The sequence below is a fragment of the Vibrio sp. OY15 genome (genome assembly GCF_000742455.1).
In the GTDB taxonomy this organism is placed as follows: Bacteria; Pseudomonadota; Gammaproteobacteria; order Enterobacterales; family Vibrionaceae; genus Vibrio; species Vibrio alginolyticus.
The window spans coordinates 83,827-97,144 of sequence record NZ_JPIL01000013.1; the positions used below are offsets into that span (position 1 = coordinate 83,827).

Annotated in this window: 10 protein-coding genes; 2 read left to right on the plus strand and 8 right to left on the minus strand. The window is 43.8% G+C overall.

Annotated elements, in window-relative coordinates; genetic code table 11:
• Positions 1 to 62: 62 nt before the first annotated feature.
• The 5 genes from IJ23_RS17090 to znuA form a co-directional block, all read right to left on the minus strand.
• Complete coding sequence (locus IJ23_RS17090; RefSeq protein ID WP_005382192.1) at positions 63 to 293, minus strand: FeoC-like transcriptional regulator; 231 nt, start codon at positions 291 to 293, stop codon at positions 63 to 65.
• Positions 290 to 2,566: a Fe(2+) transporter permease subunit FeoB gene (feoB, locus tag IJ23_RS17095; RefSeq protein WP_033906911.1), complete on the minus strand. Its 2,277-nt coding sequence runs from the start codon at positions 2,564 to 2,566 to the stop codon at positions 290 to 292. The genes IJ23_RS17090 and feoB overlap by 4 nt, the downstream gene beginning before the upstream one ends.
• Positions 2,566 to 2,793, minus strand: coding sequence for a FeoA family protein (locus tag IJ23_RS17100; protein WP_005382190.1), 228 nt, complete (start codon positions 2,791 to 2,793; stop codon positions 2,566 to 2,568). The genes feoB and IJ23_RS17100 overlap by 1 nt, the downstream gene beginning before the upstream one ends.
• A gap of 832 nt (positions 2,794 to 3,625) precedes the next feature.
• Entirely contained in the window at positions 3,626 to 7,003 is a 3,378-nt protein-coding gene (locus tag IJ23_RS17105; protein ID WP_033906912.1) for an AraC family transcriptional regulator, read from the minus strand.
• A 202-nt stretch (positions 7,004 to 7,205) separates the two neighbouring features.
• Positions 7,206 to 8,093: a zinc ABC transporter substrate-binding protein ZnuA gene (znuA, locus tag IJ23_RS17110; protein ID WP_033906913.1), complete on the minus strand. Its 888-nt coding sequence runs from the start codon at positions 8,091 to 8,093 to the stop codon at positions 7,206 to 7,208.
• A 78-nt stretch (positions 8,094 to 8,171) separates the two neighbouring features.
• Between znuA and znuC the strand changes: the two genes are divergently transcribed.
• A complete protein-coding gene (znuC, locus tag IJ23_RS17115; protein WP_005382185.1) occupies positions 8,172 to 8,960 on the plus strand; it encodes a zinc ABC transporter ATP-binding protein ZnuC in 789 nt (262 codons plus the stop codon).
• Positions 8,953 to 9,738 carry a zinc ABC transporter permease subunit ZnuB gene (gene znuB, locus IJ23_RS17120; protein WP_005382183.1) on the plus strand — a complete coding sequence of 262 codons (786 nt, stop codon included), beginning with the start codon at positions 8,953 to 8,955 and terminating at the stop codon, positions 9,736 to 9,738. Before znuC ends, znuB begins: the two co-directional genes overlap by 8 nt.
• 119 nt (positions 9,739 to 9,857) lie before the next feature.
• On the opposite strand, the gene sucD is transcribed toward znuB, so the two are convergent.
• From sucD to odhB, 3 genes are all read right to left on the minus strand, one after another.
• Positions 9,858 to 10,730: a succinate--CoA ligase subunit alpha gene (sucD, locus tag IJ23_RS17125; RefSeq protein WP_005382181.1), complete on the minus strand. Its 873-nt coding sequence runs from the start codon at positions 10,728 to 10,730 to the stop codon at positions 9,858 to 9,860.
• Positions 10,730 to 11,896, minus strand: coding sequence for an ADP-forming succinate--CoA ligase subunit beta (sucC, locus tag IJ23_RS17130; protein ID WP_005382179.1), 1,167 nt, complete (start codon positions 11,894 to 11,896; stop codon positions 10,730 to 10,732). Before sucC ends, sucD begins: the two co-directional genes overlap by 1 nt.
• 213 nt (positions 11,897 to 12,109) lie before the next feature.
• Positions 12,110 to 13,318 carry a 2-oxoglutarate dehydrogenase complex dihydrolipoyllysine-residue succinyltransferase gene (odhB, locus tag IJ23_RS17135; protein ID WP_005382177.1) on the minus strand — a complete coding sequence of 403 codons (1,209 nt, stop codon included), beginning with the start codon at positions 13,316 to 13,318 and terminating at the stop codon, positions 12,110 to 12,112.

Sequence of the window (13,318 nt, forward strand, 5' to 3'; positions counted from 1 at the left end):
ATTGCTGATGCGGCTTTGTCGTTTTTACGTGATAATTTTTAGGTGACTAATTTTGATAGTCGCTACATGGTGACTGTCAGAGACAAACCATCTTGTTTAGTCACTGAGTAGCGAACACGAGTCACGTCATGAGCTTTATTAGTGTCGACTAGGCGGCTAATTTTGCCCTTCTTAATCCACACGTTTAACATCGCGTCGGCGCCATCTTCACTCATCCCAAACTGTTTAGCCAGATCTGACTGGGAGACGGTTCCTTTGTCTGCAATGTATTGATAAAGCTCTTTTAAAATCATGCTACTTGCGCCTCTAATGCACCGTTTTGTTTCTTACCAACTTGTTTGAACACACGGTATGTGCCAAAGAAGATAGCTACGATCACAGCCATCCAAATACCACTTGTTACTGGGCTATCTGCGAAATGCGTCAATTGGTTGTAGAACGTCGCACATAGGTAAGCCAAGCCCATTGTCCAAACCGCGATAAAGCGTGCGAACTTATGACCAAACTCACGTACGTAAGCACCCATCGCCGCCACACAAGGAGTGTACAGTAGGATAAAGATTAGGTAAGCAAATGCGGCATTGCCAGAAGCAAACTGCGATTTAATGTTACCGAAGATAGAAGCATCGACTTCTTGTTCTTCGGCAACGGCATTTGAGTCAGTTAAGTCACCCACTTCAATACCTAGTGGATCTGAGTAGCTCAAACCGGCTAAGTTTTCAGGGATACTCATTACTGCCTCTTCTAGGCTGCCCATTAGATCAAATTCTGCGTCTTCACCGTCACTTGGCGTCGTGTATAGACTGTTAAGCGTACCAACTACCGCCTCTTTTGCGAAGATACCAGTAATGATACCTACCGTCGCTGGCCAGTTATCTTCTTGAACACCGATTGGCGCGAATACTGGAGTTACAACTTGCGCAGCTTTAGAAAGCACCGAGTTTTCGCTGTCTTCATTACCAAAACTGCCATCAGTACCCAATGAGTTGAAGAAACTCAGAATAGCAACAACGATAACGATGGTTTTACCTGCACCAAGTACAAAGCGCTTTAGCTTTTGCCAAGTTTTGATCACCACGTTTTGTAGCGTCGGAAGCTCGTAATCTGGCATTTCCATCACTAGGCTATCGCTGCTACCTGGGTAAAGCGTGTGCTTAAGGAAAAGACCTGTGAAGATCGCTGCCACAATACCAAGTAGGTAAAGTGCGAATACAATGTTCTGGCCAGAACCTGGGAAGAATGCCGCAGCGAATAGCGCGTATACAGGCAGACGAGCACCACATGACATAAATGGCGCCATAGATGCAGCCAGTTTACGCTCACGTTCTTGGTCTAGAGTACGAGTTGCCATGATTGACGGAACGTTACAGCCAAAACCAAGAACCAACGGTACAAATGCTTTGCCCGGTAGGCCGATCTTCTGCATCACTTTATCTAGTACGAATGCTGCACGAGCCATGTAACCTGAGCTCTCAAGTACCGCTAGGAACAGGTACAAACACGCGATAACCGGAATGAAGGTTGCAACCGTCTGGATACCACCACCGATACCATCAGCAAGAACCGTCACTAACCACACAGGCAAATGACCGTCTAACAAGTGATGCCCACCATCAACCAACAATGCGCCCACACCAATGTCAAAAAAGTCGATAAATGCACTACCGATGTTAATCGAGAACATAAACATCAGGTACATAACAACAAAGAAGAAAGGAATTCCAATCCACTTGTTCAAAATAAACTGGTCGAGTCTTTCAGTCACACTACGACTTAACTTGCCTTCGCTTCGGCGAACTTTTTTACACTGTTCATGCAGATGCGTGTACTTAGTATCCGCGACATGCAAATCGATATCCAAATCTAACGTCGTAATGACTTCCAAGACTTTGCTTCTATCAATATCAGAAAGACTATTGAGCACCATTGTGTCTTTTTCAAGCGCACGAATCGCTAGTGCACGATGAGCGACGGTTTGGTCGTTAAAAAGTGCGGAAACCGTTTGAATTGCCGACTCCATCTTCTCACCATAATGCAAAGACAATTCTTTAAGTGGCACTCCTTGAACGATGGATTTATGGAGCTTTTCTTTAAACTCTGCCACTTGAGTTTTATTGGTTGCAGATAAACTGACAACCGGACAACCTAACGTTTTCTCAAGCTCTGCAACGTTAATCATCTGACGTTCACGCTTTAGCGCATCCATCTTGTTGAGGACAACAATCATAGGGCGACCAAGTTCGCGAAGTTGCAGCGTCATATATAAGCTGCGCTCTAAACTTGTAGCATCCACCACGTTAATAATGAGATCAGCAGGATGAGTTAGAACCGCACGCGATGCGATGGATTCATCAATACTATTACTATCATTACCACTGTCTAATGAGTAAATACCCGGAAGGTCAGTGAGCAAAAACTCATCCCCAGCATGCTTGAATTGTCCCGTTTTCTTTTCAACCGTGACGCCTGCCCAGTTACCAACTTGCTGTTTTGCGCCAGTTAAACCATTAAATAGCGTCGTTTTACCACTATTAGGGTTACCTACGGTTAGCACTTGATATTGCATTACACTCGCTCCACTTCAATTTTCTGAGCAATTGTTTCTCGCAATGCGACAGACACACCACGGACTTCGACTTGTAAAGGATCGCCCATTGGCGCACGTCGAATCACTTTGACTTCTGTATTGGGAAGCAGCCCCATTACCATGAGTTTCTTTCTGATATCTGATGAAAGACCATCTAACAACCGAATCGTCACCGTATCGCCAGGATTAATCTCTGATAACTTCATAGTGGCCCTTAAGAGTATTGCTAATGAGAAATATTATTATTTAATAAGTTTAGGTTGCCAATATTACTCCCCTATACCCCTTCAATCCTTGTGTGAAATCAAAGATTCCGTAAATGTTTTCACGCTTTCAAACGTTAACTTCGTAAATTTCCTCTCGTTATTTACGTCAAAATTAACAATTAAAAATGACACCTAACGAAACAAAAATGTCACAAACCAAGATAGAAAACAAAAAATGCAAATTAAAACAGTGGGTTAATTAAAAAACAAAACGTTGTCGCTTTTCTCATATAAACATGGCGTTATTTTTATAAGAAAAATAAGTAACCTCTCGTATAGTTACTCCATCGAGAGGGCAACCTCTCTAATAAATTCCAGAGGTGGCATGGCAACATGTCACTCCGGCAGCAAGCGAAGGTGTCCTTGACACCCGTGGTATAGTCCCCCCGGCTATACCACGATATTTTTTTCACCTCTTTCAAAACTTCTTTACCTTATCCATCTTTTCAACACAGTTTTCGTTTTCACGAATGTCGCATGCCATCACTCCCCCAAATGAACAACGCTCTTTTGATACAGCAATACAACTGTCATTTATTTGTTGCAACTATCAGTAAATCATTCTCTTGAAGCCATTTATGCTTATTGCTATGAACATCGCGACTAACAGATAGAACGTGATCGTGCTTACGTGTTGAGAATGGATTTGTAGGCTAGATGTGATGAAGAAACAATGAAACTTACTGCGTTAGCAACTGCAGCAATAATAGAGCACTGTATGCAGCTCCCCAGCATCTTAACTATTAACTAGGGAGCGTATAATGAAGGTTTTCTAGTTAATTTCTTGGCTTTCTTGAGTCAAAGCAAACTTGGATGGGGGCAAACCAAAATGCAGCTTAAACTTTTGGCTAAAGTAAGATGGATCATTAAAGCCAGAGTTAAAGGCGACTTCACTGATTTTCTCACCCGCCAATAACTTTTCACACGCCGTTTCCAAACGAACCTCTGTGACATAGTCTTTTAACGTTCTTGACGAGGCAGATTTAAAACGTCTCTGCAAAGAGCGTTCAGACATATACAGCATTTTAGCGGCTGACGCAGTGCCAAATTCAGGATCATGGTAATGCTCTGCCACTAATTGATAGACTTTTTGCAACCACTCTTTCTCTGGTGTGACTTGATCTTCTGCAATAGTTACAGGATTGAGTTCTTGCTGCGGTTCATCCAGATAACTCCTTTCCTTCGCAGATGGCCATGTAATCTCGACTTTGTTTTGAGCATCAGAAGAGAAGACAGCCAAATAACCACCACTCGTTGTCACTAGTTGGGCAAGGTGGTCAATACTCAACTCAGAGTGATTTAAGTTAGATGGAAGCCCAGTCGCGACTTTATTAGGTAATTGCGTCCCGTAATCAAGAAAGCTCAATGACACAATATCATGCCCCTTTTCTAGCATAATTCTAACCGTTTGACCTCGGAAAGAGCGCTTGATGATATTGGCAAAAATGCTATTGAAAATAACATCAAGATTAAAACTTTCCAGAGCAACCCGGCTCTGCTTGCTCTCATCTTCTAGCTCTACCAAAATACCCGCTTTTGCAAAGTCATCTTGCCATACATCAACCACTGACTGAGTTATCTGACTCAAGTCGTAGTTCTGACTCCCACCACTTACATCACTTGGAACGCTTTTGAGTTCATTTAACTGCCAATTCGTTTTAGCCAAATGATCCTCTGTCGCAGTGTCCAGAGGCATAGGTAGTTTCGCCACAATAAAGTCGACGCTTGATTTTATGGATAGAGCTACATGGTCTACGAGTAGGTTTCTAACTTGAATCTGTTTACGTAATTGCTGGTTGCTCGTAAGCAACACTCTACTTTGATGTCTTAACTGATTCGTTTTGAGAGTCACTTGAGCTGCTAGATCACGGTTAGCCTGTACAACGTAGCGAGAGCGCCAGAAAACAAGTAATGCGACGACCGCAATACTAGCTACGACAAAGCCTAAAATAGCAAATCGCGATAGGTACCAAGGATGAAGGACGATAAAGTGAGATTCTAAACCAACGACTCCAGCGGCAACTTGAGACGCATTACTGACCTGCAAGTGATATTCACCGGAACTAAGGTGCTCGAGTGTCAGTTGGCCCCCCTCTAACGTTTGCCATGGGTCATCGTTGTTCAATCGATAGTACAAATTTTGACTGTCTGGTTTTGGCATCACACCGAATAAAAAACTCAGCGAAGATCCATATGGCAGTGTGAGCCCATTCAGATCGGCACTACCAACTTGCAGAACTTCATTTTCAAGCACAACTTGGCTAACAATAAACTTAGACTCTGGGGGATTAGATACAAGCAGCTTGGATGCTTCTGCTTTTACGAGTCCGTACTTCGACCCCAGAACAAGCTCTCGCTCACCAATTTCTGTCTGCTGTATAACGCTACAAATACCAGGGAGGAACTCATTGTTCATTAAGCCTGATGACGATGAGTAATGTTTCACTAACTCACCCGAAAGGTGGTAATAGCTTAAACCGACAGAGGAAGCTAACCATACACCTTGCCTGTCTCTGATCAAGCAAGCAGGTCTGGCGTTGGGTTCACTCATTTCAACAACACGTTTTTCATCGCTTCGTGTATCAGTTTTAAACACACCATAAGATGAAGCAAACCACTGGCTGCCATCAACCGCCGTGGTCATGTCTAATGATTCACCAAACTTTTCTGAAAAACGGATAAACTGGATGTTGTCATTACTGTATTGGTATACGCCATGATCGGTGCCTATTAATAGGGCATCTTCAATATCATATAGGCGCGTAACCTTAGCAGGCAAATACTGACTTACTAGCCACTCACTTCCAAAGTTTCGTACGCTTTGTGCAGCAGTATCAACATTGTAAAGATGGTATCCGCTTGATACCCAAAGACGGTCATCACCATCAACGGTCACATGCTCTACGGCATGTCCGGCCATAACCTGTAAATAAGGAAATGTAATCTTGTTGAGACCATTTAGATCAAATATTTCCAGCCCTTTTGAGGTTGCAAGCCAAAGCATGCCGTTTTGAAACGCAAATTCATTGATCTGCGACTCCAACTCTAAGACTTGGTTAATCCCACTCTTTCCTGAACGATAAATCTTTCGGTCATCAGCAAACCAAAGCGCACCATCAGGACCTTCAATAGTTTGCCGAATTCGTCCTGATAGGGTGTGTGAGTCATAACTACTAAAGGTCACTCGTTCAAATTTTTTACTAAATAGCGAGTAATAACGAATACCTTGGTTAGTCGCAATCCACATCCCTCCTATATTGTCGCTCAACAACGAATAAATCTTCGTGTTGTCTAACTCTAACTCAAGAAAACTTGCAGGCGCGACTTCGGTGACCTCACCTGAAAAAAATGAGTACAAATAAAGGCCATGCTCTGTCCCCACCCAATACTCTTGATTTGTCTCTGCGAATGTCAAAACATGTGAGCCGCCAATTCTAATCACTTCTTTATCAGGCTGGTAAATGTTGAAAATTAAAGCGCCACGCAATGTACCTATCAAAATTTCTCTTCGCGTGTGTGAATAATAGACTTTCTCAATGTAGTTTTGACCTGAGGCAGCGACATGGTCAAACTTATCACCTTCAGAAAGATAGAAGCCGGAAGTCGTTGCTAGTGCCCACTTCGTTTCAACTAGCACCGCATCATTAATGTAAACGTAGCTATTATTACTATGTTGATAGAGCTGCAATAGAGAGAAAGAGTTTAATTCGCTAGTGTCGATATTGTAGGTATAGAAATGCGCGCCATCACTCACCCAAATATAGTTCTTTGAAGACCCTATTTTTCTTATTTGTGAGCCTGGATTTAAACTAAAGACTAAACGTCGTTCCTGATTTGGATAGGTTCGATAGACCTCATTTTCAATAAAGGTCCAAAAAGCACCTTTATGATAAGCCAACTGCTTAGCCGACGTTTGTAGGAAGCTACCTGATTTAGGTAATATAGTTTGACCATCGTAAAACAGGACTCGTCCGTGTACGTCATGAATCCACAAACCGCCCTTTTCACCCAAGAACAACTTTTTAGCCGCGATAAAAGTACCCTTTGCCTGAGTTGGCAAAGGGTAAAAGATTGCATTTGCATTATGAAGCGCAAATGCTTGGTAGGATAAGACAAAGCCCAACAGAGCAAGGGCTAATTGGCGTAGCAAGACGAAAACCTTTTGTATCAATTTGTGCTCGGAAAGTGACCGTTCATCGTTTGTAAAGCATGGATTGATACGGTTATTTTGAGCTGATAATTATTGGTAATGATATCTCAATTACTTTCTGAGAAAAGGCTCGCCTTACCAAAGGTTGTAATTCTTACTACTGGATCACGTTAAAAAGACTACTCCTACATTACGACAGCACTTAATCTGACTTTTTGTTCAAGCATTGCTCAAAACTATTCGCCATATTGTTGAGAAAAGTAAAGTAACTGCCAGGTTTTGCTTCAATTGTACTCCCTAACGGGTCAAGCTCGCCTTTAGCGACGTCACTGCCTCTCATTACGCTCTGAACGACAGCCGGGGTAAACTGAGGTTCAGAAAATACACAAGCCACATCTCCACCACTTAGCTTTTGACGAATTTGAATTAAGGTCTTCGCTCCTGGCTTTCGTTCTGGGCTCACAGTAAAATGCCCCATTTGATTTAGTTCATAACGATCTTCGAAATAACCGTAAGCATCATGGAATACAAAGTAACCTTTGTTTTTTACTGGTGCCAGCTTCTGCTTTATCTGTTGGTCAGTGTCTTTTAGCTCGAGTTCAAACTTTTTGAGGTTCGCTTGATATTGAGCTGCATTTTCCGGATCAAGTGATACAAGTTGATTCACAACAGCCTTGGCCACTTGTTGTGCTTGGCTTACACCTAGCCAAAAGTGCGGATCATGTGAGCCATGATCGTGCCCATCATGGTCATGGTTGTGCTCACTATCAAATTCACGCAATTCTAGATTTGGAATTTGACTAATAGTCAAAGTATTCGATCTATCCGAAACAACTTTCTCTAGAAACGGTTCAAGATCATGTCCGTACCAAATAACCAAATCAGCCGAAGCGACCTTTTTAACATCCGATGGACGCAAAGCATAGTCATGGGGTGATGTGTTAGACTGCAATAGCACGTCTGGTGAAGTTACTCCTTGAGTAAGCTCTGTTACTAACAACTGAATAGGTTTGATACTCGTCAGTACCGTTACTGCCTGTGCTGGAAGTGTTAACATTGCTGAGGCAGCAAGAATTAATGCTCTTTTCATAGTTTTACTTGGGATATGGCGTGGAAAGTGAGATAATGTTACATTATAACATTATTGATTTGCAAATGAGTTTCATTCATGTCTTCCTTAGTCCATCTTGAGCAGTTATGCGTCGAGTTCGATGGCCGCAGAGTTCTCGATAACATTAGTATGGAATTAGAAAAGGGCAAAATAACTACCCTAATTGGTCCCAATGGAGCGGGAAAATCAACGTTAGTCAAAGTTATCTTAGGTCTTCAAAAGCCAACTAGCGGCAAGTTGAACCGACAAAGAAAACTGAAAATTGGTTACGTTCCTCAAAAGTTGAAGCTCAATGACTCCCTTCCATTGAATGTAACCCGCTTCCTAAATTTAGCAGGAAAATACAGTAAGCAGGAGTGCATTGATGCATTAAGGCTTGTTGGCGCTGAACATTTACTTAATAGTAATATGCATCGCTTATCCGGTGGTGAAAACCAACGAGTGTTACTGGCGCGCGCTCTGCTTCAGCGTCCTCAGCTGTTGGTATTAGATGAACCAGCTCAGGGAGTGGATATCCAAGGTCAAATCGATCTCTATGACTTAATTGAGAGCATTCGTCACCGCTTTGATTGTGGCGTATTTATGGTATCGCATGACTTACATTTAGTGATGGCGAAAACGGACGATGTTATTTGTCTGCATCACCATGTTTGCTGCTCAGGTTCACCTGCCACTATTACTCAGCACCCTTCTTACATCGCACTATTTGGCAATGCAGCGAGAGAGTCTCTCGCGTTTTATCATCACGACCATGAGCACCATCATCACGATTTATCCGGAACGCCAGTAAGCGGTGATGCGACATCATGCTCCCACCATAAACACGGACATCACCATCATGATTGAGTTTCTCCTACCTTCTATTCTTGCTGGTATTGGTATCGCGATCATTGCCGGTCCACTTGGGTCATTTGTCGTTTGGCGTAAAATGGCTTACTTCGGAGATACCCTAGCTCATGCATCGTTAATGGGCTTAGCGCTGGGCTTCTTGCTCAACGTAAATCTCTACCTTGCGCTACTCGTCTGCTGTTTAGCTCTGGCCGTTTTGCTTGTCACTCTGCAAAAGCAACAACTTGTGGCTACAGACACGTTGTTAGGTATCTTGGCACACAGTGCACTCTCTATCGGTTTAGTATCGGTTAGCTTTTTGGAAAACGTGCGCGTCGATTTAATGAGCTACCTATTTGGGGACTTACTTGCCGTCTCTCCACAAGACCTGATGTTTATTTACGCAGGTGTTGTTGCGGTAAGTGCGTGTTTGTACGTCTTCTGGCGCCCACTGCTTTCTAGCACTGTTAGTGAAGAACTTGCCGCTGTTGAGGGCGTGAATACAGACTTAGTTAGATTGGTGTTAATGCTAATGGTGGGTGTAGTAATCGCAGTAGGTATGAAGTTCGTTGGCGCGTTGATCATGACTTCGCTCCTAATTATCCCAGCCGCAACAGCACGTAAAGTCTCTTCATCACCAGAGCAAATGGCATTGTTCGCATCCATTATTGGCTCAGTGGCAGTACTGATGGGGCTTAGCCTATCATGGCACTTCGATACACCGGCCGGCCCTTCTGTAGTGATCAGCGCAACATCCTTATTTATGCTGAGCCAGCTGATTAAAAGCAAAGCATAATCGCATTGAGCATTAAACGCGAAAGACCTTGCTAACAACAAACATAAACCCACGGAAACGGAAAAAGAAAAGCCTGCGAAGTCGCAGGCTTTTTAATACTTATTAAGTAGTGTGGTCGATTACCAACCCGTCACTTCACGTAGACCTTGGCCAATCTCTGCTAGAGATTTCACAGTTTTAACGCCAGCCGCTTCTAGTGCAGCGAACTTGTCTTCAGCAGTACCTTTACCACCAGAGATAATCGCACCAGCATGGCCCATACGCTTACCAGGAGGCGCAGTTACACCAGCAATGTAAGAAACCACTGGCTTCGTTACATTTTCTTTAATGTATGCTGCTGCTTCTTCTTCTGCAGTACCACCGATCTCACCGATCATAACGATCGCTTCTGTCTCAGGGTCTTCTTGGAACAGTTTTAGGATATCAATGAAGTTTGAACCCGGGATTGGGTCACCACCGATACCAACACAAGTAGACTGGCCGAAACCTTCGTCAGTGGTTTGTTTAACTGCTTCGTAAGTTAGAGTACCGCTACGAGATACAATACCTACTTTGCCTTTCTTGTGGATGTGACCAGGCATGATACCGATCTTACACTCATCAGGAGTGATAACGCCCGGACAGTTAGGACCAATCATGCGAACGCCAGTTTCTTCTAGCTTCACTTTTACGTCGATCATATCTGTAGTAGGGATACCTTCAGTAATCGTTACGATTAGCTCGATACCCGCGTCAATCGCTTCTAGGATTGCATCTTTACAGAAAGGTGCTGGTACGTAGATGACTGTCGCTGTTGCGCCAGTCGCTTCTACTGCTTCGCGTACTGTGTTGAATACAGGTAGACCTAGGTGAGTTTGGCCGCCTTTACCTGGAGACACACCACCAACCATTTGCGTACCGTATGCGATAGCTTGCTCTGAGTGGAAAGTACCTTGACCACCAGTGAAACCCTGACAGATTACTTTAGTGTCTTTGTTAATTAATACAGACATTATTTAGCCTCCGCAGCAGCAACAACTTTCTGAGCAGCGTCAGTTAGCGACTCAGCAGCAATGATATCAACATCAGAATTAGCGAGAACTTCGCGACCTAGGTCAGCGTTAGTACCTTCAAGACGAACAACAACAGGTACGCTTACACCTACCTCTTTAACCGCACCGATAATACCTTCTGCGATCATGTCACAACGTACAATACCACCGAAGATGTTAACAAGTACCGCTTTCACATTGTCATCAGATAGGATGATCTTGAATGCTTCAGCAACACGCTCTTTCGTCGCGCCGCCACCTACATCTAAGAAGTTAGCTGGTTTGCCGCCGTGTAGGTTTACGATATCCATCGTACCCATTGCTAGGCCTGCACCGTTAACCATACAGCCAACGTTACCGTCTAGTGCTACGTAGTTCAGCTCCCACTGAGCTGCGTGTGCTTCACGCTCATCTTCTTGTGAAGGATCGTGCATTTCACGAAGCTTAGGCTGACGATACAGTGCGTTTGAGTCGATGTTGATCTTACCGTCAAGACATAGCAAGTTGCCTTCGCCAGTAATCACAAGTGGGTTGATCTCTAGCAGAGCAAGATCGTACTGAGAGAACATAGTGCCAAGACCCATAAAGATCTTAACGAATTGTTTGATTTGGTCGCCTTCAAGACCAAGTTTGAACGCTAGCTCACGACCTTGGTAAGCTTGTGGACCTACTAGTGGGTCAATTGCTGCTTTGTGGATGAGTTCCGGCGTTTCTTCCGCAACTTTTTCAATTTCCACACCACCTTCGGTAGAAGCCATGAAAACAATCTTACGGCTAGCACGGTCAACTACCGCACCTAGGTATAGTTCGTTCGCAATATTTGAAGCTTCTTCAACAAGGATTTTTGTTACTGGCTGACCGTTAGCGTCAGTTTGGTAAGTCACTAGGTTTTTACCTAACCACTTCTGTGCAAACTCTTTAACGCCTTCTTTTGTATCGTGTAGCTCTACGCCACCCGCTTTACCACGGCCACCAGCGTGAACCTGACATTTAACTACTTTCTTGGCTGTACTAATACGGCCTGCGGCTTCAAAAGCTTCTTGTGGTGTATCACACGCGTAGCCTTCTGGCACAGGCAAACCGAATTCTGCAAACAGCTGTTTGGCTTGGTATTCATGCAAATTCATTTCGATATTCCGTTTGTTTTTCCCTTAAGGGATTTATTATTTCCATAACGCTGCAGTCTTGGCTGCTTGTACGTCTGTAGGGTCTTCTCAAATAAATCCTTCATCATGAGTTCTCATACTGAAGGATTCAAATGAAGGCCAAACGTTGAGCTAGTCTAGCCATTGAAATTTTTAACGTCTAGCTACCTACGATAACTAGACGTTTTAGCGATATTAAACGTCTAATAGGAGACGTGCTGGGTCCTCTAGTAACTCTTTAATCGTTACTAGGAAACCAACTGATTCACGACCGTCAATTAGGCGGTGATCGTAAGATAACGCTAGGTACATCATCGGCAAGATTTCAACTTTGCCATCCACTGCCATCGGACGCTCTTGGATCTTATGCATACCAAGAATCGCTGATTGAGGTGGGTTGATGATTGGTGTAGACATAAGTGAACCAAACACACCACCGTTTGTGATAGTGAAGTTACCGCCCATTAGCTCGTCTACCGTTAGCTTGCCATCACGACCTTTGATAGCCAGCTCTTTGATGCCTTTTTCAACATCAGCGAAACCAAGCTTGTCACAGTCTTTTAGGACAGGTGTAACTAGACCACGTGGCGTTGATACCGCCATGCTAATGTCGAAGTAGTTGTGGTAAACAATGTCATCGCCATCAATCGAAGCATTTACTTCTGGGTAACGCTTAAGCGCTTCTGTTACTGCTTTCACGTAGAAAGACATGAAGCCTAAACGAATACCGTGACGCTCTTCGAACTGATCTTTGTACTGCTTACGAAGGTCCATGATTGGTTTCATGTTCACTTCGTTAAACGTCGTTAGCATTGCCGTGTTGTTCTTCGCTTCTAGCAGACGGTTAGCAACTGTCTTACGAAGGCGAGTCATTGGAACACGTTTCTGACTGCGAGCCGCTGCCGGCACGTCAACCACTGCTGGCGAGTCTTCTTTTGACGCAGATTTAGCGTTCGCAAGATGCGCTTCAATATCTTCGCGCGTAATACGACCACCAACACCAGTGCCTTTCACTTGGCTTGCTTCTAAGCCATGTTCAGCCAATAAACGGCGCACTGCTGGGCTTAGTGCGTCATTACTTTCTTCGCTAAGCGCAGCTTTGTGACGCTTATCAGGAGATGCTTCAGTACCTTCTGTTTTGTCTGCAGTTGGTTCACCTGCAACTGCGCCTGGCTTCAATTTAGCAATGATTTGTTTAGAAAGTACTGTCGCACCTTCTGCTTCAACAATAGCTTCTAAAACGCCAGCTTCCGGAGCTGGAACTTCTAGCACAACTTTGTCTGTTTCGATGTCAACCAAAACCTCGTCACGCTCTACTGCGTCGCCTGGTTGTTTGTGCCATGTCGCTACGGTTGCATCAGCAACTGATTCAGGTAAATCTGGAACCAGAATTTCAATTGTCAT